Genomic DNA, 21728 nt, shown 5'->3' with positions numbered 1-21728 from the left:
ATACAATGCTATACATAGCTTTTTTACGCAGCCGTTCATTTCTTCGGCAGCCAGATGACCATGAGGCGTAGCGATGATTACTTTCAACAATGTGACCAAGTTTTATGACGACGGCACGGTCGTGGTGGATGGACTGAATCTCACCGCACCCGGCGGCAAGATCACCGTGCTGGTAGGCCCTTCCGGTTGTGGGAAAACAACGTCACTGCGCATGATCAATCGGCTGATCGAGCCGTCTTCCGGCGACATTCTGCTTAACGGCGAATCCACCTCCGCCATGGACGTGGTGCAGCTGCGTCGCCGTATTGGCTACGTTATCCAGAATGCGGGCCTGTTCCCGCATCGAAACATCATCGACAACATTGCTACCACCGCGATCCTCAACGGCATGCCTAAGGCTAAAGCCCGTGCGCGAGCGGGGGAACTGCTGGAAGTCGTCGGCCTTGCCCCGCAGCTCGCCAAACGCTATCCGTGGCAGCTTTCCGGCGGCCAGCAGCAGCGTGTCGGGGTTGCCCGAGCGTTGGCCGCTGACCCGGAGTTCATGCTGATGGATGAACCCTTTAGCGCCGTGGACCCGGTGGTGCGTGACCAGTTGCAGGAGGAGTTTCTCCGCATTCAAAAGGAAGTGAGTAAAACCATCATTATGGTGACGCACGATATTGACGAGGCGATGAAGCTGGGCGATCTGGTCGCCGTCCTGAAGCCCGGCGGCAAGCTGGGGCAGATGGCATCCCCGGGTGAACTGCTTAACGCCCCGCAGAGTGATTTTGTCGCCGACTTTATTGGCCGCGACCGCGGCTATCGCAAGCTGAGTTTCTACAATTCCGGGCCGCTGGCCTCAATGCAAACGGAGCCGACCGCCGAAGTGGGCACGCCTATTGATATGGCTCGCAACATTGCGGTGCAGCGCTGGCTGCTGGTCACCCGCGAAGGCAAAGCCTGCGGCTGGTTTGATACGCATCAGCAGGTTGAGGCCGTGGTGCCGGAGCATATTAATCTGGGCGCCACCTTCTTCCCACAAACCGGCACGCTGCGCCAGATGCTTGACTCTGCGCTCAGCTCGCCGTGCCATCGGGCGGTGGTGATTGGCGAGCGGGCAGAAGTGCTGGGGACGCTGGGGCTGGATCACGTCCTGGATGCCTGCAAGTCGATGGCGCGGGAGGCGGTATGAGATTTGACTGGCTGTGGGCGCAGAGCGACAAAATTTTCCATTTGCTGCTGTGGCATCTCTACCTTTCGGTGACGCCGATCCTGATTGGCCTGCTGCTGGCCATTCCGGCTGGCTGGCTGGTGAGCAGTATGCCGCGCGTGAAGGGCGTCATTCTTAACCTGTTCGGGCTGCTGTACACCATCCCGTCTCTGGCGCTGTTTGTGCTGCTGCCGCCGCTGCTCGGCACGCAGATCCTCGACCCGATCAACGTGGTGGTGGCGCTGACAATTTATAGCTTTGCGCTGCTGGTCAGAACCGTGTGCGACGGGCTGGATTCAGTACCCACCGACACCCGGCAGTCCGCCTTTGCCCTCGGCTACAAACCAGTGCACCAGTTTTTCCAGGTTGATTTGCCGCTGGCGGTGCCGGTGATTGGCTCGGGGATGCGGGTCGCCGTGGTGTCTAACGTCAGCATCGTTTCTGTCGCTGCGCTGATCGGTGCCCCGCAGCTTGGGTCGCTGTTTACCCAGGGGTTTCAGCTGCAGTTTCTGACACCGATTATTGCCGGCATCGTGCTGTGTATCGTGCTGGCTTTCGTGCTCGACTGCGTGGTTGTGGCCGTCACCCGCTCATTAAGCCGCTGGCAGCCAACAAGGGGTTAAAGTATGTCTGACTGGTTCTTTACGCTCAGCCACTGGTATGGCGATGACGGTATTCTTCCGCTGCTGGCGCAGCATATCGGCTACAGCGCGGTGGCGCTGGCAATAGCGATAGCCATTGCGTTTCCGGTGGGCTGCTACACCGGCCATACCGGCAAAGGGGAGGCGCTGCTGATTGGCACCACCAACGCGCTGCGCTCCCTGCCGTCGTTTGGCCTGATTATCCTGCTGGTTATTCTGATGGCGGGCTACTTCGAGTCCGACATGGCCTTTATTCTGCCGTGCATCATCGTGCTGGTGGTATTAGCCCTGCCGCCTATAGCGCTGGGCGTGCATGCGGGGATTCGCTCCGTAGACCCCAGCGTGCACGACGCCGCCAAAGGCATCGGCCTGACGCCGTTCCAGGTGCTGACTCAGGTGGAGTTACCCTGCGCCACGCCGTTGATTCTGTCCGGCATTCGCAGCGCCACGCTGCAGATTATCTCTACTGCTACCATCGCGGCCTACGTCTCCCTTGGCGGCCTGGGGCGGTTGATTATCGATGGCCGTGCGGCGAACGATTTTGCCCAGATGACCGCTGGCGCGGTGCTCGTTGCCATTCTGGCGCTGCTCGTGGATGTGTTCTTTTCCCTTTCGGTGAAGTACGTGGTGTCCCACGGCATTTCCCGACGTATCAAAACCCAGTGATGTTGAGCCCGTTAATTACACAAGGTGAAAGCGATGAATATGAAGAAACGTTGTTTGACGCTGTTGAGTGCCGCGATGCTGTCCGTTGTTTCCTCCTCGTGGGCGGCAGATGCGGGGCAGAAGGTAATTATTGGCTCGGCTGACTTCCCGGAAAACCAGCTGCTGGCGACGATTTACGCCGGGGCGCTGGAAGCACAGAACATCCCGGTGGAGAAGAAGCTCAACATCGGCAGCCGCGAAGTATACATTCCGGCCCTGCTGGACGGCTCCATTAACGTTATCCCTGAGTACAGCGGCGCGCTGCTGAGCTACCTGGATGCCAAGAACACGGCGCACAGTTCTGACGAAGTGGCGACCGCGCTGGCGGCGAAGCTGCCGGCCAAAGTGAAAATGCTGAATACCTCCGTGGCGCAAAACAGCGACGTTATCGCCGTCACCAAAAAAACGGCGGATAAATACAACCTCAAAACCATTGAAGACCTGAAGCCTCACGCGGCAGAGCTGATTCTGGGCGGCCCGGCTGAATGGAAAACGCGTCACGAAGGCGTGCCGGGGCTGAAAGAAGTGTATGGCCTGAACTTCAAGAGCTTCAAAGTGCTGGATGTGGCTGGCCCGCTGACGCTGACCGCGCTGAAGAACAACCAAATTCAGGCGGCGGATTTAACCTCCACCACGCCGGAAATTCAGAAAGACCATCTGGTGGCGCTGGCCGATCCGAAAAACCTGTTTGCGGCGCAAAATATCGTCCCGATTGTGGCCACTACTACGCTGAATCCGACGATTGAGGGCACGCTGAATAAAGTCTCGGCTCAGTTAACCACCGCGGATCTGATCGCCATGAACGGGCAGCTTGCGGAATTTGCCAGCATTGATGACGTGGCGCATCAGTGGCTGGTTAAACATGGTCTGAGCAAGTAAGGGCGAACGATGACAAGACAAACTGGCTCCACCGCACGTTCCCATGAAACCGTCACCTTAGGCAGGGCGCAAACCACTATTGACGAGCTGGTACGCATTGCCGACGGGGCGCCGGTCGAACTGGCCCCCGAAGCCCTGGCGAATATGAATCACGTCAGCGGCTATATTCGACGGGCAATAGATGAGGGGCAGGTGATCTACGGCCTGACCACCGGGGTAGGCGACCTGGTGACGGAGCGCCTTTCCGCCGACCAAATCGCCAGCGTGCAGCTCAATATGCTGCGCAGCCACGCCTGCGGGATGGGGCCAGATTTGTCCGTGCGTGAAGTGCGCGCCATGATGGCGGTGATGCTGAAGTCGCTGCTGCAGGGTTATAGCGGCGTCAGCGCCGAGCTGGCGACACGCATGGCCGAAATGCTTAACCGGCAGGTGACGCCATGGTCACCGGCCAGCGGCTCGGTCGGCTATTTAATTGCGACGGCGCATATCGGACTGTCTCTGTTTGGCGAGGGGCAGTGCTGGTATCAGGGCGAGCTTCTGCCGTCCGCCGAAGCTTTGGCAAAAGCGGGGATTGCTCCCCGAGTGCCTGGCCCGCGCGAAGGCCATGCGCTGATCAGCGGCACCTACGAAATCACCGGCCTGGCGTGCCTTGCCGTGCATGATTTTGAGCGGCTGCTGCCGGTGGCGGACATGGCCGGCGGTATGTGCCTTGAGGCGCTGAAGGGCAATACTCGTGGCTATGATGCCCGTCTGCACGCCCTGCGTCCGCACGATGGGCAGCAGAAAACCGCCGCGATTCTTCGCCGGTTACTGAGCGGCAGCGAGATCTTTGCCCGCTACCGCGACCATCGGGTGCAGGATGCGCTCAGCCTGCGCTGCATTCCGCAAATTCACGGCGCGGTGCGCGACCAGCTCGCCCATTGCCGTCAGATTGTGACTATCGAACTCAATTCGGTGACCGATAACCCGGTCTTCCTTATCGAAGAAGATGCGCTGGTTATTCTGCCCGGTGGCAACGGGCACGGTGCGCCGCTGGCGCTGGCGCTGGATTCTCTGGCCGTTGCCATTGCCCAGGTCAGCACGGCGTCCCAGGCGCGATCGGATCGTATTACCAACGTGCACCTGAGCGGCCTGCCTGCGTTCCTGGTGGGCAGAAGCGGCGCGAACTCCGGGATGATGATCCCGCCTTACGTGGCCGCCGCGCTGGCGGGGGATAACCGCAGCCTGGCAGCTCCGTCGAGCGTGCATACCGTCACCACCTGCGCCGGGCAGGAAGACCATATCAGCATGGGCGTTTCTTCGGCGCGAAAAGCCATGCTGGCGGTGAGCAACGCGGTGGATATCGTTGCCATCGAGCTGCTGTGCGCCAGCCAGGCGCTGGAGTTTCACCGCCCGCTTCGCGCCTCGGTTGGCGCGGAGTTAACGCTGAGCATGGTGCGCGCCCGTGTGCCATTTCGTGAGACAGACACGGCGCTTTACCCGGATATGCACGCCGTGCGCGATTTGATTGCTGAGGGTGAGCTGAGCCAACGGCTGCTCGCCCTGGTTGAGGAATCCGAACATGAGTGAAGCTTTGCAACCGCTGAAAGGCGTCAGAGTGCTTGATTTATCCCGTGTGCTGGCCGGCCCGTGGTGCGCCTCGCTGCTGAACGATCTCGGGGCGGAAGTCATCAAGATTGAGATGCCGGGCAGCGGGGATGACTCCCGTAGCTTCACCCCGCACATCGGCGGGGAAAGCAGCTACTTCATGCAGCTTAACCACGGCAAGAAAAGCGTCACTCTGGATTTAAAGGCACCGGAGGGGTTAGCCATTCTTAAGCAACTGGTGGCGCAGGCCGATGTGCTGGTGGAGAACTTCCGTCCGGGCGTAACCAAACGCCTCGGCATCGACTACGCGACGCTGCAGGAAATCAACCCGCGGCTGGTTTACGCCAGCATTTCCGGGTTTGGGCAGCACGGGGCGATGGCACACAAAGCTGCCTACGACCATATCGTGCAGGCCTACGGCGGCATTATGCAGGTCACCGGCTGGGCGGAAGGAGAACCAACACGCGTCGGCGATGCCATTGGGGATGTTGTGGCCGGGTTGTACGGCAGTTGGGCGGTGCTCGCGGCGTTGCTGCAGCGCGGGATCAGCGGCAAAGGGCAGCATCTTGATGTGTCGATGCTCGACACGATGGTGACGATGCAAATGGTTTCCCTGACCCAGTGGATCGGCGGGCAGCCTTCCGCCGGGCGGCTGGGCAACGCGCACCCGATTAGCGCCCCGATGGACAGCTATCCGGCGCAGGATGGCCACATTGTCATTGCCGTCGCCAACGATAAACTTTTCCGCCAGCTTTGCTCGGCGATGAATAAGCCCGAACTGACAAGCGATCCACTGTATCTCACCGATCCGCTACGCCTGGCGAACCAGCGGCCACTGCGGGAAGAAATTGAGCGCTGGCTGGCGGATAAAACGGTGAACGATGCTCAGGCCATTCTGGACCATGCGGGCGTCCCGGCTTCTGCCGTGCTGCGTCTCGACCAGATTCTGACCAGCGACTATGCGAAGGAACGTGAACTCGTTAAGCAGGTGACGCACCCGACGGCAGGCACCATCTCTATTGTTCCGCAGCCGGTGAAAATGAGCGCCATGCAGGCCGAGCCCGCGCTGGTGCCGCCTGGGCTGGGTGAGCATACGGCCAGCGTGCTGCGAGAATTACTGGCCATCGACGAGGCAACGCTGGCGCAGCTCAAGGCGCTGGGTGTCATTTAACCGGCGGAGAACGAAAATGGTGCAAATAAATAAAGTGGCGGTGGTCGGGGCCGGAACGATGGGCGCGCGCATCGCCGTGGTGATGGCGCGAGCGGGCTACCGCGTTAGCCTGTGGTCGCGCTCTGAGCCGACGCTCGATAAAGCGCGGACTATTGTGGCATCGCTCGGCGCTGGTGAAGCCGTAGAGTTCACCACCTCCTTTGAGACTTGCCTGAGCGACGCCGACCTGGTGTCCGAGAACGTTGCCGAAGACGTGGCGCTCAAGCAGCGCGTGCTGGGGGATATCGAGCGCCTGGTGAGTGAGCATTGCGTTATCACGACGAACACTTCAAGCGTGTCTATTACGCTGCTGGCCTCGGCCTTGAGCCAGCCGCAGCGGCTGATCGGTATGCACTGGTTTAACCCGGCGGATACCATGCCGATGATCGAGATTGTGCGCGGGGCACAGACCGGGGATGACATCTGCCAGCGCGTGCGGGACATCTGCCAGCACCTGAGGAAAGAGACTATCGTCGTCAACCGGGATATTCCGGGTTTTATTATCAACCGGCTGCAGTACGCGATGCTGCGCGAGGCGCTTTACCTGGTGGATGCCGGAATCGGCTCCGTAGAGGATGTTGACCGCGCGGTGCAGCGCACGCTGGCGCCCCGCTGGGCGGCGATGGGGCCGATGAAGCTAATGGATTTTGCCGGGCTGGATACGGTAGAGAAAGTGGCCGGTATTTTACTGCCCGAATTGGATAACAGCGCTGAACTCCCGGCGTGGCTGAAAGCCAAAGTGGCCGACGGTAAGCTCGGCGTGAAAAGCGGGGAGGGCTTCTATGCGTAGACCGCAGAGACCGCCGCAGCCGGAATGCGCCACCGGGATGAAATCGTCAGGCAGCTAACCGGGGGAGAGAAGCATGAGTGATATCCTTTCTCACGTTGATGGCGCGGTTGCGGTGGTGACGCTCAATCGGCCACAGAAATACAATGCGCTCACGGCTGAAATGCTTGATGAGCTGCTCGGCGTCTTAACCGAGCTGGACGGGCGACCGGACGTCAGGGCGATCGTTTTGCTTGGCTCTCCCAAAGCGTTTTCTGCCGGGGCGGATACCGGCACGCTGGCGTCTGCTTCGGCGACAACATTATGGCGCAGCGGATTCAGCGAGAAGTGGGACCTGGTGGCGAGCATTGAAACGCCGCTGATTGCCGCCGTGTCTGGCTACGCCCTCGGCGGTGGCCTGGAGCTGGCGCTGCTGTGCGACATTATTATCGCCGATTCAAGCGCCGTCTTTGGCCTGCCGGAAAGCCACATCGGGATTATCCCCGGGGCGGGCGGGACGCAGCGGCTGGTGCGTGCCGTGGGCAAATCGCTGGCGATGGACATGCTGTTAAGCGGCAGAAGAATTGACGCGCAGGAAGCGCTGCGTGCCGGGCTTGTCAGCCGCGTGACGGACTCGCTGGAAGAGCAGGCTTTAGCGCTGGCGACTCAGGTGGCAAAAGCCGCGCCGCTTGCCGCGATGATGATTAAAAAAGCCGTGGCGGCCAGCTACGAAATGCCGCTGAGTGCGGGCGTGGCCTACGAGCGATCGCTCTCTGCGTTAATTGCCGACAGCGAAGACCGGGCGGCGGGGCTGGCGGCGTTTAAAAATAAGCAATCGCCCGAGTTTAAGGGGCGATGAAGTGAGATAACGCTGAAACCGGCAGCCAGTCTGCCGGTTTTTTTATGCCGAAAGGGTGACGCGAGCGAAAAGGGAAGAGGCCGCAGAAACCACGCTGACCGTGGCCGGGGCGCTCATCAACAGGCTGTCGTAGTGTTGTAATACCTGGCGTTCACCGTTGACCTCAACCTCCAGATCGTCACCGGCATTAAACAGCAGCTGTGTACCCTGCTGGTGTTTCCAGGTGCCTTCCCGCAGCCAGCTTACCGTGGCTCGCGTGCTCTCTGCTTTATAGATGACGTTAAAGTCCAGCAGCGGCCCGCCGACAATCGTACAGCTGACTTCGCTGTCGCCGCTAAAATCCGTGGCCTGGAACGGTGGAATCAGCGGGCTTTGTTCGCCGTCGACGGTGAGATACATACCTTCGCCTTCCAGCACGCTGATATTGCGCAGATAGCCTGAAAAAAGAGAGAAGGGGCCGTCCTGGCGGATGGTCGCCACCGAAATGCGCCAGGCGTAGTTATCCGTCGCCGGGAAACGATAAATTTCCCGCGTCACGCCCTGGCCGTTTTTCCAGAGCATTTCCGGGCACTGCTCGTAGGGCAGAAGCTGGATCATTTGTGCATGCTTCCTTCGAGGCGGTAGCGTGAACCCGGGTAAACCAGGCGCACGCTGGTGACGATTTTTTTGTTCTGGCGGCCGGTCCAGGTGCGACGATTGACCTGCAGGCAAGGCGTGTGCTCGTCGATTTCCAGATACGCGCACTCTTCGCGAGGCACGTTTACCGCCTCAATAATATGCTCACCTTCAACGATGGGCGCGATGGACGAGAGATAGGCGTTGGGCGTGATACGGGTGAAATCCTGCTGGAAGTAATCCGGCACGATCAGCGAGTTCACCAGGCGGTCTTCCAGCATCACCGGCACGCCGTTTTCGTAGTGGCAAATCAGCGAATGGAACAGGCGGCTGCCCTTGGGTAAATTGAAGGCCATGGCCTGCTGCGCGTCGGCATACACCTGGGTTAGCTCCAGCACGCGGGCGTGATGGCGGTGGCCGCGGCTGGCAATTTCGTCGGCAATATTATTGATTTCGAGCAGCGCGGACTGCCCGCGCACTTCGGCGACGAAAGTCCCGATGCCCTGCATACGCACCAGCAGACCTTCGGCGGTCAGTTCACGCAGGGCGCGGTTGATGGTCATGCGGCTGTAGCCAAACTGATTCACCAGTTCACTTTCGGAGGGAACCCGGTAGTTTACTGGCCATAATCCACTATGAATATTGGTCTTAATAATGATTTTGACCCTTTCATAATAGGGGGCCGGCTGGTCCAGATTGTCGGTCTCTGCCGCTGCTTTAAAAACGTCGTTTTGTGCCATTCATCATTCCTCGCCCGGGTATCCTTTAAAGTTTACTCTACCCCTATTTGGATGTATATATACATGCATGTATATACAATTGATTAACATCGAACCGGGGTGCTGATATGGCGGTATATTTCGCGGCAAAAGCGCTTCTGCCGCAGGGCTGGGCGGAAAATGTCAGAGTGGGCGTTTCGCCCGAGGGCGTCATTCAGTCCGTGGTCGCTGACAGCGTGCCGGATGAAGGCGATATTCGCCTGGACGGCGTTGTTGTGCCGGGGATGCCGAACCTGCATTCGCACGCTTTTCAGCGGGCGATGGCGGGGCTGACGGAAGTCGTTGGCGACCCGGCAGACAGCTTCTGGACCTGGCGCGATCTAATGTATCGCCTGGTGGGCAAAATCATCCCGGAACAGCTGGAAACCATCGCCAGCTATCTGTATATCGAAATGTTAAAAGCCGGCTATACCTCGGTGGCCGAGTTTCACTATCTGCATCACGATGTGGACGGCAAAGCCTACGCGCAGCCTGCGGAACTGGCGCTGCGCGTGGCTCAGGCTGCAAAAAACGTCGGCATTGGCCTGACGCTGCTCCCGGTGCTATATACGTATTCCGGTTTCGGGGGGCAGCCCGCATCGTCGGGGCAGCGTCGCTTTATTAACGACACCGACAGCTACCTGAAATTGTATGACAGCATTGCCACAGCGCTTGCCCCGGAGCCGATGCAGCGCGCTGGGTTGTGCTTCCATTCGCTGCGCGCCGTGACGCCGGAACAAATGCATCTGGTGCTGTCCAGCCAGCCGCAGCCTCAGCCGGTGCATATTCATATTTCCGAGCAGCAGAAAGAGGTGGCGGACTGCCTCGCCTGGTCCGGGCTGCGTCCCGTCGAGTGGCTGTATGACAATATGCCCGTCGATGATCGCTGGTGCCTGATTCACGCCACCCATATCACCGAAAACGAAACGCGACTTATTGCTGATTCCGGCGCAGTTGCCGGGTTGTGTTTGACCACCGAAGCGAATCTCGGGGACGGCATTTTCCCCGGGCAGGCGTTTTTGCAGCAGGGCGGCAACTGGGGCATTGGCTCCGACAGCCATATCAGCGTCAGCGTTAGCGAGGATTTACGCTGGTTTGAATACGGCCAGCGGCTGAATAACCGCCGCCGCAATTTGTTGCACCTTGGAACGGAGCCTTATGTTGGCAACGTGCTCTACCAGGGGGCGCTGCGCGGCGGGCGCATGGCGCTGGGGCAAAACATTGGCGAGCTGGCCGTAGGGGCGCGGGCCGACTGGCTGGTGCTGGACGGGGACGATCCGTTCCTGGCGACAGCGAAAGATAGCGAGCTGTTGAACCGCTGGATTTTTGCCTGCTCTTCTAACCCAATCAAAGACGTTGTGACCGGCGGGAAATGGGTAATACGCGAAGGGCGGCATGAGAAAGACGCAGAGATCAAAGCGGACTTCGCGCAGGTGTTGAAGCAGCTAACGCGTTAGTTACCCGGTGAAAATGCATATCCGCTATTGAGCTATCCGCCTCCGGGCTTTCAGGTTTTAATGCTGGCCTGCAAGTTCACGAGGAGAAAATCATGGCCAATGCACGTTATGCCATTTTGGGCGGCAGCTCTGGAATCGGGCTGGCGCTTGCCCGCAAGCTGACGTCTCGCGGAGACAGCGTGTTTATCGGCGGGCGGTCGGGGGGAAAACTGCAGACGGCATTAGCTGAGCTTGGCCAAAATGCCGCAGGTAAAACGGTGGACGTGACCGACCGCCTGTCTCTCCGGGCATTCTTTTCGGATGCCGGGCCGCTGGCTGGGTTGTTTACTCCGGCGGCCTCTTATCAAACTGGCGATTTTCGCGATGGCGATGCCGCCACGTCCGAAGCGCTGTTTCAGGCCAAATTCTGGTCACAGTATTGGGCCGTCTATGAGGCGCTTCCTAATCTGCAGACTTCCTCTGCCGTGGTGCTGATGTCCGGTGCCGCTTCTGCCCGCCCCATTGGTGCGCCCGCCTATGCCGCCTGTAACGCGGCGCTTGAGGGACTGGCCCGGGGCCTGGCGGTGGAGCTGAAGCCGGTGCGGGTCAACTGCCTGTCGCCGGGCACCACCGACAGCGAACTTTGGCGTAGCCGACCGGCCGAAGTGCGTGAATCGACCTACCAATATTGGAACAGTCTGGCGTTAAATGGTCGCCCAGGACACGTAGATGAACAGGCCGCAACGGCACTTTTTTTACTGGATAATCATAACATTACAGGCAGTACAATTTATTGCGATGGCGGCTATACGCTGCGGTAGGCACGTTTGTCCGTGGGTGCTTTCGCACTCAAGTTAGCCCCGCCCGGGCCGATATTTTTTGCAGACCAACAATATGGGATGAATTAAATGACAGGTCCGATTGGCAGCATTGGCGTTTCTGTTCCCTCGATGGGGGCAAATATTGCGGCAAAGGTTAAAGCTCCGGTGGTCCCCGCCCCGGCGAGCCAGGCCTCAACGCGCGTTACCCTCAGCGGAGCGAGCGACAGCATCAGCGCCGTTTACTCGTTCGGTGCCCAAAAGCTTCGGGCGAATACGCCCGCAGGCAACAGCAGTTTATCCGCGCTGATGGGGGCAACCCTTTCGCAGCCGGGTTCTGTCTCGTTCCAGGGGCTGGGTAAAGAGCTTCTGCTGGCGCTGAAAGATAATCCGAAAGGTTTCTCTCTGGCGGTTGCCTCGCCTGCGGCCGCCGCCGTAGAGGGCGACGTTGTGCAGGACAAAGACAGCGCGGTCGCGCTGAATATCGAGACAAAGAGCGGCGTAAAGGTCAGCATTTCGTTATCCCGCCAGTCTGGAGGCCTGGTCGCGCAAGTTCAGACCAGCGGCGGCGATCTGACCGACGATGACGTGGCGGCGATCTCGGGCCTGGCGGATGGCTTCCAGAACGTGCTTGATGGCCTGTCGCAGCAGCCACCGGCGATAAAAATTGGCGGACTGCTCAACGTTGATAGCAGGCTGTTCAAGTCCGTGGAGCTGAACACCGATGTCAGCCAGGCCGGCAGCTCAATCCAGTCTCTGAGTTTCCAGAGCGACAGCGCTCGGCGCACGCTCAGTTATAAAGACGGCGACGCCACGTTTAACCTGACGACCGACCTCAGTAACGCGGGGACATTGGGCAGCAAAAGTCAGCAGGCCCAGGCGCTTTCCGCCTATGAGAAACAGCTCGACGGAGCCGGATCCCGCGGCCATGCGAACAAAGCCCAGCTTGCCCTGTTTAAAAGCGCCTTCCACGCGCTGAACAGCGATTATGGCTCTAACGAATCGAAAACCAGTGGGATACAGCAAAGCATCACTGTTTCTGCAGAAGATAAAGCACGCTCTTACTTGAGCGGGCTGGCTGATTTTACCGCGTCCTTTAAACAGTCGGACGTCGCCTCAAACCCTTACAAGTCCGAGGAAAAAGACAGTTTTTCCTATGACTTTAGCCAGACCACTCAGGGCAGCACCGATACCCGGGGTGACCTGAGCAAGCTGGCTCAGAGCACAAAGGCGAGCCTCAAGGCCAGCTATCATGAGTCGCTGGTCCCGGGCGGAAAATTGGACCTCACGGGACTGAAATCCTCACAAAATTATACTTATCATGTGATTAGTGAAGAAACGTCGACCCAAACAACGCTGGCGTTCAAAAAGGGCAATCTGGCGAGCGTGGAAACCAGCCGCGCGACCCATAACGCCGAATATGTTCAGACTTACGTTGCGGCGCGTTTGACCGATGAGAAACGCACCCCGTTTGATAAGGAAGAGACGAAGAAGGTCAATCTCCTGGCGGATAATGTCAATCTGAAATCAACCAATCCATTGAATCTGAAATAATCCTGCTACCCACGCTGCGGCGTGGGTTTTTTACCTCTGTCGGGGAACCGGCTCGCCGGCGTTACCACTCAGCCTCAATTGCCCAACGAGTGGAATACCCTCCGATGAGAAACATCCTTAATACTTTCCGTCCTACACAGTCCGATCCTCGCCTGCAGGCGCAAAGCGGCCAGTCAAGCCGCACCGCCAGAACGTCAGCCACGGCATCGTCGTCCCGCAACGTGAATAACCCGTCCACACGGTTGGTGCAGGATTTCGCGAAGCTAAGCGGCAAAAACCTGAGGGCCAACGTGCTGCTTAACAGCGATGATAATTCGGTACCTATTCACCATAAAAGCCCGTCGGCGCTGCTGAAAGCGATAGACGATAATATTTCAAATACGGCCAGAGAGTGGGGGATGCCTAAGCATGAAGTTGAGGCGATGCTGGGCAGCAGCAAGCGCATTAACGAGCCTGTTTGCGGCGTTACGGCGAATAACGTGATGAAGCTTTTCCTCGACACCGACCATTTCAGCTACGCTTTTGAACACGGGCGAACAATGTCGTTACCCCAGCTTCAGCAACAGCTTGCCAATTTACCCGCCCACAAACACTTTATTTTGCGCGTGAATGACGCAGGCATGGGCCATGCTTACGTGATTGATCTCCCGGCCAGCACAAAACCAAGGCGCGATGCGTTTCTGTATCAGTCGGATTTAGGGGAAGGCGCGACTCGTCCCCTGCGTCTTGACGACTGGATGAGCAAGAAAGCTGCACAGCCGGTCTCGCTGAACGATATCAATACGCATTTTATGAACATGGCGCACGGGCGAATCGATCCGGGGCATATTGCTAAGCTGTTCGACGTCGACAGTAATCCGAATATGCTGCGCCCGGAGCGCCTGGATCTACAAAGGAATCAAGGTTTTAATTTTCAGCTGGCGGAATACGACCCGGCGAATCTGGAGAAAAACGTCTCGGCGATTAAAGCCCGATGCGGCTAAGTATTTGCCGCCGGTAGCAGGGAATAAATCCACGTTTAATGTGGATTTATTCCGCTTTGTCGCCAGAGAAAAAGCGGCCTTTTGGCGAGTCGGGGCTGGACTAACTCAATGTGATCTCTATCATGTCGGGGTCACTACAGAACAAGAGAACGTGCTATGCAACATATCATCGAAGGCTTTCTTAACTTCCAGAAAGAGATTTTCCCGCAGCGCAAAGAGCTCTTTCGCAGCCTGGCGTCCAGCCAAAATCCTAAAGCGCTTTTTATTTCCTGTTCCGACAGCCGACTGGTGCCGGAGCTGGTAACACAGCAGGAACCAGGGCAGCTCTTCGTTATTCGTAATGCAGGCAATATCGTGCCTTCTTTCGGTCCAGAGCCGGGCGGCGTTTCGGCAACCATCGAGTACGCGGTTGTTGCCCTTGGCGTAACCGATATTGTGATTTGCGGGCACTCTAACTGCGGTGCGATGAAAGCTATCGCCTCCTGCCAGTGCCTGGATCCGATGCCGGCCGTTGCGCACTGGCTGCACTATGCCGATGCGGCAAAAGCGGTCGTGGAAAAGAAAACCTGGAACAACGAGACCGATAAGGTCAACGCCATGGTAGAAGAAAACGTTATCGCCCAGCTGAACAACATTAAAACGCATCCTTCCGTCGCGGTAGGGCTGCGTAACAACGGCCTGCGCCTGCACGGCTGGGTTTACGATATCGAAAGCGGTGAAATTCGCACGCTGGATAAAAACAGCAAATCCTTTGTTTCCCTGGCGGATAACCCTGACGTTTGTTTCGAATAAATTCACGCCAGCGCTCTTGCAGATAAAAAAATCCACGCTTTGCGTGGATTTTTTACATCTATGGATAAATAAAGACGCCAGAAGCAGGATTGTGGAGATTTGACGGATTTACTTTCCCTATACGGAAAAGCCTGAGGCGGCGGGATTATAATCGACATAAAGCGGGCGAATGCTCGCGCTCAGCCGCAGGTCAGGAGAGTTTAAGATGAAAAAGTATCTGTATGTGTTGGCTATGTCTGCGCTGATTGTTGTGCCGTCCCTGGCGCAGGCGCGTCCTGGCCCCTGGTTTGGTCATGGCCCAGGATTCTGGTCTGGCCCGCGCTATTATCCGGGGCCGCATTATTTCTATGGCGGACCGCGTTTAACCGTTTTGCCAGGACTTGCCACGGCCATTATCGTAGGTGGCCTGACCTATTACGTGGTCAACGGGATTTATTACCAGCGTCAGGAAGCGGAATACATTCGCGTGGAGACGCCGTCCAGCATCAATTCTGGCGTCAGCGTGCTGGATTACAACGGCAAACGCTATTACGTGCGTAACGGCAGCTATTACCAGAAGGATATTAACGGTAACTATTTCGAAGTGCCGCGCCCCGCCGGACTGTAATCCCCATTTTGTTCAGCCTGTGTGGCAGGCGGTAATGTAGGAAACCCACCGTCAGCGTGGGTTTCTTTTGGCATTAACTGACGCCTTAGTTTCCCTCTTTTCTCAACGTTCGCCCTCCCGTCAACCCTTGGGCCGGTCTTCCACGCCTGCGCACCATCAGTTTTTCATATTGGTACATCTACACATCAATTTGGTTACATAAAATCTACAACTTAGTTCGCAAATTCATTATCAGCAGGGTGTGGTTTGCGCGCATTGCTTGTATATACATGAGTGATCATTTGATGTGCGATGGGTTTTCCGGCGTTTAATCAGGTTCAGCGAGGTCGTTATGTCTTCCTTTTCATCCACAGAAGAACAGTCCAAAAAGAGCTCACGTCTAAGCGAGAGCCGATCTATTGATTACATTCCTGACGGGGAACGTCACGGGCATGCGTTTAGCCAGTTTACTCTTTGGTTCGGCGGCAATTTGCAGATCACCGCGATTGTCACCGGCGCGCTGGCCGTGGTGCTGGGCGGCGACGTCGTCTGGTCGCTGGTGGGGCTGTTCGTGGGGCAGGTTCTGGGGGCATCGATCATGTCCTTCCACGCTTTGCAGGGGCCGCGTCTTGGCCTGCCGCAGATGATCATCTCCCGGGCGCAGTTTGGCGTTTACGGGGCGGTGATTCCGCTGGTGCTGGTGTGCATTATGTATATCGGCTTTTCCGCCAGCGGCACCGTGCTGGCGGGGCAGGCAATGGCGCATTTGCTGTCAATCAGCGATGTCAGCGGGATGATCCTGTTCAGCGCCATTATTATCGTCATTGCCGTGCTCGGGTATCGCGTGATCCATAAGCTTGGCAAGGTCGCCAGTGTTGTTGGCGTGCTGGCTTTTGCCTGGCTGTTTGGGTCGCTGCTGTTCAACACCGATCTTGCGGCCATTGTGCAAAATAACCATTTCTCCATGCCGATGTTTTTGCTGGCGGTGTCGCTATCCTCTTCCTGGCAAATTGCCTTTTGCCCCTATGTTTCCGATTACTCGCGCTACCTGCCGCGAGACGTGTCTGGCCCGAAGGTGTTTTTCTCGGTGTTCAGCGGCACCGTGCTGGGGACTCAGGCTTCAATGACGCTGGGCGTTATCACCGCTGCGATTGCCGGGAGCGCTTTTTCCGGACACGAAGTCGGCTATATTGTGGGGCTGGGCAAAACCGAAACCATGGCGATGCTGATTTATTTTGCTATCTGCTTCGGCAAAATTACTTTTACCACGCTGAACGCCTACGGCAGCTTTATGTCGCTGACCACCATTGTGTCAGGGTTCCGCAAGCAGGTGACCCTGAGCCAGAAGAACCGCATTCTGTTTGTGGTGCTGATGGTGGCGGCTTCATGCATCATTGCGCTGCTGAGTGAACCGGCATTCCTGAAACACTTCACTCATTTCCTGCTGTTCTTGCTGGCCTTCTTTGTGCCGTGGAGCGCCATTAGCCTGACCGATTACTTCTTTATTTCGTCCCGAGCCGTAGATATTCCCGCGCTGTTTGATGCCGATAAGCGCTATGGCCGCTGGAACCTGTTTGGCATAGGGGTTTATATCGTCGGGGTGCTGATTCAGCTGCCGTTTATTGAGAACCCGCTTTTCCACGGCTCGCTGACGTGGCTATTCGACGGCAACGATGTGTCGTGGATCATTGGCTGGTTTGGTACGGCGATTCTCTATTATGGCCTGCATCGCCTCGATAAACGCGTTCTGCCAGCGGCGACGGTTTACCCGAATAGCGCTGTTCGCTGATTTTTCTGTGTTTAAAAAAAATCCACGCCTGAGCGTGGATTTTTTATGCCCGAAGGGAAGGGGTTAGACGTTGAACAGGAAGTTCATCACGTCGCCGTCTTTCACGATGTAGTCTTTACCTTCGGCGCGCATTTTGCCGGCTTCTTTTGCGCCTTGCTCGCCTTTGTAGGTGATAAAGTCTTCATAGGCGATGGTTTGCGCGCGGATGAAGCCTTTTTCGAAGTCGGTGTGGATTTTACCCGCCGCCTGTGGAGCAGTCGCGCCGACAGGGATGGTCCACGCGCGCACTTCTTTCACGCCAGCGGTGAAATAAGTCTGCAGGCTCAGCAGCTCGTAGCCTGCGCGGATCACGCGGTTCAGGCCCGGCTCTTCCAGACCCAGCTCGGCCATGAACTCTTCGCGGTCGGCATCGTCCAGCTCGGCGATGTCGGATTCAACCGCGGCGCAGACGGCAACCACGACGGAACCTTCACCAGCGGCAATTTCGCGGACTTTATCGAGGTACGGGTTGTTTTCAAAACCGTCTTCGTTAACGTTGGCGATGTACATGGTTGGCTTCAGGGTCAGGAAGCTCAGGTATTTGATCGCCGCCTTATCTTCTTCGGTCAGATTTTTCAGCGCGCGCAACATACCGGCGTTTTCCAGCTGTGGCAGGCATTTTTCCAGCGCCGCCAGCTCGGCTTTAGCGTCTTTGTCGCCGCCTTTGGCTTTCTTCTGCACGCGGTGAATAGCGCGCTCGCAGGTGTCCAGGTCAGACAGCGCCAGCTCGGTATTGATAACTTCAATGTCGTCAGCCGGATCCACTTTATTGTTTACGTGGATGATGTTGTCGTTTTCAAAGCAGCGCACCACGTGGCCGATAGCTTCGGTTTCACGGATGTTGGTCAGGAACTGGTTGCCCAGGCCTTCACCTTTAGATGCGCCTTTTACCAGGCCTGCGATGTCCACGAATTCCATGGTGGTCGGCAGAATGCGCTGGGGTTTAACGATTTCAGCCAGCTTGTCCAGACGCGGGTCCGGCATTGGCACCACACCCGTGTTCGGCTCAATGGTACAGAACGGGAAGTTAGCCGCTTCGATACCTGCTTTGGTCAGGGCGTTGAACAGCGTGGATTTGCCCACGTTCGGCAAGCCGACGATACCGCATTTGAATCCCATGGTTTAAATCACCTTAATTGCTTGATTATCAATGAATTTAACTGTTTTCATTGAAAAAATGTAGATAACTTTGCGCATTATACACTGAAACCACCGCCAGCGGGCGTGGAAATCCTTTCCCGGTGCGGGGAAGGCCGGTTTATTGTGCTTTAAAGGCGTGCAGACGATTAGTTGCCTTAGTCAGACCCTCTTTCAGCCAGACTTCGGTGCAGCGCGCCGCTTCGTCTACTGCGTCGTCGATAAGCTTCTGTTCGCTGACCGGCGGTTTGCCGAGCACAAAGCCGACAACTTTGTTTTTATCGCCCGGATGGCCAATTCCCACGCGTAACCGGTGAAAGTTCGGGTTATTGCCGAGTTTACTGATAATGTCCTTCAGGCCGTTGTGCCCGCCGTGGCCGCCACCCAGCTTGAATTTCGCCACGCCCGGAGGGAGATCCAGTTCATCGTGCGCCACCAGAATTTCGTCCGGGGCGATGCGGAAGAAGGTGGCCATGGCGGCAACCGCTTTCCCGCTGAGGTTCATAAACGTGGTCGGAACCAGCAGGCGAACGTCTTCTCCAGCCAGATTAATGCGGGCGGTATAGCCAAAGAATTTCGCTTCTTCTTTCAGCGACTGATTGTGGCGCTCGGCCAGTAAATCCACATACCAGGCCCCGGCATTATGGCGGGTCGCTGCATATTCAGCGCCTGGGTTGGCCAGGCCGACAATTAATTTAATGCTCACGTTTAAATTCCTGAAAACCGTTCACAGCCGCGTAGTTTACTGCGCGAGGGCGACGTTGACAAAGCGCAATCCCCCCGCCGACACATTCTTGAATAGTTGAGGATCTGAACCATTAGAATTTCAAGTAACTCAGACGCTTATTTGTAAACTTTTGTAGGTCTTTCATTCGTAATTGTGATCGCTCACGCACACGCTCTTTAGGGGCATTGTCTATACTTTAGTCACAAGGATAGGGGATGTTCCCCACCGACCCGTAATAGTGCGGAGGTGACATATGAAACGCAGAAACGCTTCGTTACTCGGTAATGTCCTCATGGGATTGGGACTGGTTGTGATGGTGGTCGGCGTGGGCTATTCAATTCTGAACCAGCTCCCGCAGCTAAACCTGCCGCAGTTTTTCGCCCACGGTGCCGTGCTGAGCATCTTCGTTGGGGCCGTACTTTGGCTTGCCGGGGCGCGTATTGGCGGACGTGAACAGGTCTGCGACCGTTACTGGTGGGTTCGCCACTACGATAAACGCTGCCGCCGGGATGAACATCATCGCCACAGCTAATATTTAGCAGATTTTGAGAAACGGCTCCTTTTCAGGGGCCGTTTTTTTTATGCTTAACGGATTGACCCTCACGTTACGTGAGGCTGCACACTCTCTCTCAGCAGAAGCCAAAAGGAGCAGGACATGTTGTTCAAAGTAGGTGAACTGGCAAAGCGTGCCGGGATCACGGTACGGACGCTACACCACTATGAAGCTATAGGCCTGTTGCTGCCTTCTGCCCGCACCGCCGCGGGTTATCGGCTGTATAACCGGCTGGATATCGCCCGGCTGCATCATATTCAGGCGTTGAGCCGGATGGGAATGAGCCTGGGTGAGGTGCGCGACTGTCTCGAGCGTCAGGCGCTGTCGCTCCAGGAGATCCTGGATTCGCAGATCTCCGTGCTGGATGGCCAGCTGGCTGAAATCGCCGTGCTGCGCCAGCGGCTGGTTACGCTGCGTGAAACTCTGCGCAGCGGCGCAGAACCTGACCTCGAGGAATGGCTGACTACGCTGGAGTTAATGACGATGTACGATCGCTATTTTTCAAAAGAAGAGTTAGAGCGCCTGCCTTTTGCGCAGGCTGATAGCCGCCGTGACGGGGAATGGAAACAACTGGTCGACGAGGTGGCCGGGCTTCATGCCCAGGGCGTTCCACCGGCGGATGAGCGCGCCCAGCGGCTGGCGGCGCACTGGATGGAAATCCTGGAGCGTGACACGGCGGGTGAGCCGGATTTTCTGGTTCGCCTGAACAAAATGCATCAGGCTGAGCCGGACATGGCCCGCCAGACCGGGATTTCGCCGGCGCTGACCGAATACGTAACGCACGCATTCGGCCACAGCAAGCTGAACATTTACCGGCGCTACCTCAACGATGAGGAGTTTGCTTTCACCAGCCGCCACTATTTCGACCGTATGCAGGAGTGGCCGCCGCTGGTGGCCGCGGTGCGTAAGGCCAATGCGGAAGGCGTGCAGGCTGAATCAGAGCAGGCGCAGCAGCTCGCACGTCGCTGGCTGGAACTGTTTCAGTCGTTTGCCGGGCCGTCTGTGCAGACGCAGCAAAAATTCCGCACCGCAATGGCGAACGAGCCAGAGCTTGCCAAAGGCACCTGGATGACGCCGGAGGTGCTGGCCTGGCTGCAGAGGGCGATTGGCGCTATGTTCCAAGCCGCTGGACTAAGAAATCAACCAGGCTCCTGACGCGTAAAGAGAGATGGCGAGCGTGAGGATAAAGTAAAATAAACGGTCGTGAGGTGCCGCCGTACTCCGGCAGCACCTCAACCAGCGTTCCGTCGGCCACATCCTGCTCCAGAATAAACCGGTAGGTCTGAATCAGGCCCGCTCCGCTTCTGGCAAGCGCCACTATTCCCAACACATCTTCCGCGCAGGTAAAGCCGCCGCGGGTAAAAATGTCGGTATCTTTGCCGTCGACGCTGAACGTCCAGGGGACTTTTCGCCCGGTGCTCGGCAGCTCAAACTGGATGCACTCGTGGTGATTTAAGTCGCCCAGCGTTTGGGGTATTCCCGCCCGGGCTAAATAGACCGGAGAAGCCACGGTGATAAGCTCCGCGTCTTCGAGCTTGCGGGCAATAAGCGATGAGTCCTGAGGTGAGCGGCCGCGAATGGCAATGTCGTAACTTTCATCGGCAAAGTCGATGTTGCGGTTGCTGATGTGAACCTGCACCGAGACGCGGGGGTAAAGCTGCCTGAATTCCGGCAGCAGCGGCAGCACTCGATGATGCGCATACGGGGTAGGGAGGCTAATTCGCAGCACGCCAGCGGGTTCTCTCTGTGCGCCGGTGACTTCCCGCTCCGCCTCTCTGAGCTGCTGCAGCGCCTGCTGGCACTGGCGGAAATAGCGCTCCCCGCTTTCTGTCAGCCTGATCTGGCGGGTTGTACGCACGAACAGGCGCACGCCTAAGCGCTCTTCCAGGCGGGCGATAGAGCGGCTGACCGCCGCGGGCGTGATCCCCATAAAATTGGCCGCCGCGCTGAAGCTCAGCTGTTCCGCGGCCTGGCAAAACAGCTCCAGCGTGCCGATCTGCATCTCTTCGAAGTGGCGTTTCATTCCGATGTTCTCTTTCTATTTATTACATGAGGTATCTTGTCATGTTACGGATGGCTATTTTATCGGTCATTGTGTCATAAGT

22 protein-coding genes are annotated in these 21728 nt (G+C 57.3%); 17 read left to right on the top strand and 5 right to left on the bottom strand.

Annotation, left to right across the window (positions count from 1 at the left end; all coding sequences use genetic code 11):
* Nucleotides 1-73 precede the first annotated feature (73 nt).
* The 8 genes from WFK85_RS10595 (at nucleotide 74) to WFK85_RS10560 (ending at nucleotide 7836) form a co-directional block, all read left to right on the top strand.
* Nucleotides 74-1171 (top strand): ABC transporter ATP-binding protein, encoded by a 1098-nt coding sequence (locus WFK85_RS10595; protein WP_039303885.1) that lies wholly within the window; start codon nucleotides 74-76, stop codon nucleotides 1169-1171.
* The gene (locus WFK85_RS10590; protein WP_008454132.1) at nucleotides 1168-1812 is read left to right on the top strand and encodes an ABC transporter permease; all 645 of its coding nucleotides are present in this window, start codon (nucleotides 1168-1170) and stop codon (nucleotides 1810-1812) included. The genes WFK85_RS10595 and WFK85_RS10590 overlap by 4 nt, the downstream gene beginning before the upstream one ends.
* Before the next feature lie 3 nt (nucleotides 1813-1815).
* A complete protein-coding gene (locus WFK85_RS10585; RefSeq protein WP_039303879.1) occupies nucleotides 1816-2496 on the top strand; it encodes an ABC transporter permease in 681 nt (226 codons plus the stop codon).
* Between the two features lie 33 nt (nucleotides 2497-2529).
* Nucleotides 2530-3414, top strand: coding sequence for an ABC transporter substrate-binding protein (locus tag WFK85_RS10580; RefSeq protein WP_336708147.1), 885 nt, complete (start codon nucleotides 2530-2532; stop codon nucleotides 3412-3414).
* 9 nt (nucleotides 3415-3423) lie between these two features.
* Nucleotides 3424-4983 carry an HAL/PAL/TAL family ammonia-lyase gene (locus WFK85_RS10575; RefSeq protein ID WP_166873211.1) on the top strand — a complete coding sequence of 520 codons (1560 nt, stop codon included), beginning with the start codon at nucleotides 3424-3426 and terminating at the stop codon, nucleotides 4981-4983.
* A complete protein-coding gene (locus WFK85_RS10570) occupies nucleotides 4976-6172 on the top strand; it encodes a CoA transferase (protein ID WP_166991951.1) in 1197 nt (398 codons plus the stop codon). The genes WFK85_RS10575 and WFK85_RS10570 overlap by 8 nt, the downstream gene beginning before the upstream one ends.
* Nucleotides 6173-6188: 16 nt before the next feature.
* Nucleotides 6189-7001 carry a 3-hydroxyacyl-CoA dehydrogenase family protein gene (locus tag WFK85_RS10565; protein ID WP_336708146.1) on the top strand — a complete coding sequence of 271 codons (813 nt, stop codon included), beginning with the start codon at nucleotides 6189-6191 and terminating at the stop codon, nucleotides 6999-7001.
* A 73-nt stretch (nucleotides 7002-7074) separates the two neighbouring features.
* A complete protein-coding gene (locus WFK85_RS10560) occupies nucleotides 7075-7836 on the top strand; it encodes an enoyl-CoA hydratase-related protein (protein ID WP_166991957.1) in 762 nt (253 codons plus the stop codon).
* A 42-nt stretch (nucleotides 7837-7878) separates the two neighbouring features.
* On the opposite strand, the gene WFK85_RS10555 is transcribed toward WFK85_RS10560, so the two are convergent.
* Both WFK85_RS10555 and hutC read right to left on the bottom strand, forming a co-directional pair.
* The gene (locus WFK85_RS10555) at nucleotides 7879-8433 is read right to left on the bottom strand and encodes a HutD family protein (protein WP_166991959.1); all 555 of its coding nucleotides are present in this window, start codon (nucleotides 8431-8433) and stop codon (nucleotides 7879-7881) included.
* The gene (gene hutC, locus WFK85_RS10550; RefSeq protein ID WP_008454147.1) at nucleotides 8430-9191 is read right to left on the bottom strand and encodes a histidine utilization repressor; all 762 of its coding nucleotides are present in this window, start codon (nucleotides 9189-9191) and stop codon (nucleotides 8430-8432) included. Before hutC ends, WFK85_RS10555 begins: the two co-directional genes overlap by 4 nt.
* A 107-nt stretch (nucleotides 9192-9298) precedes the next feature.
* Between hutC and WFK85_RS10545 the strand changes: the two genes are divergently transcribed.
* The 7 genes from WFK85_RS10545 to WFK85_RS10515 all read left to right on the top strand — a co-directional run bounded on the left by WFK85_RS10545 (nucleotide 9299) and on the right by WFK85_RS10515 (nucleotide 17167).
* Nucleotides 9299-10666 carry a formimidoylglutamate deiminase gene (locus WFK85_RS10545; protein ID WP_336708145.1) on the top strand — a complete coding sequence of 456 codons (1368 nt, stop codon included), beginning with the start codon at nucleotides 9299-9301 and terminating at the stop codon, nucleotides 10664-10666.
* A 92-nt stretch (nucleotides 10667-10758) separates the two neighbouring features.
* A complete protein-coding gene (locus tag WFK85_RS10540; RefSeq protein ID WP_336708144.1) occupies nucleotides 10759-11466 on the top strand; it encodes an SDR family oxidoreductase in 708 nt (235 codons plus the stop codon).
* Between the two features lie 87 nt (nucleotides 11467-11553).
* A complete protein-coding gene (locus tag WFK85_RS10535; RefSeq protein WP_336708143.1) occupies nucleotides 11554-13017 on the top strand; it encodes a hypothetical protein in 1464 nt (487 codons plus the stop codon).
* A gap of 104 nt (nucleotides 13018-13121) precedes the next feature.
* Nucleotides 13122-14000, top strand: a complete 879-nt coding sequence (locus tag WFK85_RS10530) for a cycle-inhibiting factor (RefSeq protein WP_166873231.1) — start codon at nucleotides 13122-13124, stop codon at nucleotides 13998-14000.
* Between the two features lie 156 nt (nucleotides 14001-14156).
* Nucleotides 14157-14792: a carbonic anhydrase gene (locus WFK85_RS10525; RefSeq protein ID WP_008454155.1), complete on the top strand. Its 636-nt coding sequence runs from the start codon at nucleotides 14157-14159 to the stop codon at nucleotides 14790-14792.
* Between the two features lie 205 nt (nucleotides 14793-14997).
* Nucleotides 14998-15399, top strand: coding sequence for a DUF6515 family protein (locus WFK85_RS10520; RefSeq protein WP_336708142.1), 402 nt, complete (start codon nucleotides 14998-15000; stop codon nucleotides 15397-15399).
* 331 nt (nucleotides 15400-15730) lie between these two features.
* Complete coding sequence (locus WFK85_RS10515) at nucleotides 15731-17167, top strand: purine-cytosine permease family protein (RefSeq protein ID WP_336708141.1); 1437 nt, start codon at nucleotides 15731-15733, stop codon at nucleotides 17165-17167.
* 63 nt (nucleotides 17168-17230) lie between these two features.
* Here the strand turns inward: WFK85_RS10515 and ychF are convergent, their stop codons facing one another.
* The gene (gene ychF / locus WFK85_RS10510; protein WP_008454161.1) at nucleotides 17231-18325 is read right to left on the bottom strand and encodes a redox-regulated ATPase YchF; all 1095 of its coding nucleotides are present in this window, start codon (nucleotides 18323-18325) and stop codon (nucleotides 17231-17233) included.
* Between the two features lie 139 nt (nucleotides 18326-18464).
* On the bottom strand, nucleotides 18465-19049 hold the full coding sequence (gene pth, locus WFK85_RS10505; protein WP_336708140.1) for an aminoacyl-tRNA hydrolase: 585 nt from the start codon (nucleotides 19047-19049) through the stop codon (nucleotides 18465-18467).
* A gap of 274 nt (nucleotides 19050-19323) precedes the next feature.
* Between pth and ychH the strand changes: the two genes are divergently transcribed.
* Both ychH and WFK85_RS10495 read left to right on the top strand, forming a co-directional pair.
* Complete coding sequence (ychH, locus tag WFK85_RS10500; RefSeq protein WP_008454166.1) at nucleotides 19324-19602, top strand: stress-induced protein YchH; 279 nt, start codon at nucleotides 19324-19326, stop codon at nucleotides 19600-19602.
* A 123-nt stretch (nucleotides 19603-19725) separates the two neighbouring features.
* Nucleotides 19726-20778, top strand: coding sequence for a MerR family transcriptional regulator (locus tag WFK85_RS10495; protein WP_336708139.1), 1053 nt, complete (start codon nucleotides 19726-19728; stop codon nucleotides 20776-20778).
* On the opposite strand, the gene WFK85_RS10490 is transcribed toward WFK85_RS10495, so the two are convergent.
* Nucleotides 20735-21646, bottom strand: coding sequence for a LysR substrate-binding domain-containing protein (locus WFK85_RS10490; RefSeq protein WP_166991977.1), 912 nt, complete (start codon nucleotides 21644-21646; stop codon nucleotides 20735-20737). The two genes, WFK85_RS10495 and WFK85_RS10490, sit on opposite strands and share 44 nt — an antisense overlap.
* Nucleotides 21647-21728: the final 82 nt, after the last annotated feature.

The organism is Cedecea sp. VD22, assembly GCF_037150195.1.
Classification (GTDB): Bacteria; Pseudomonadota; Gammaproteobacteria; order Enterobacterales; family Enterobacteriaceae; genus Cedecea.
Note: the sequence above shows the minus strand (reverse complement) of the source record. Positions and strands in the feature narration are given on the sequence as shown.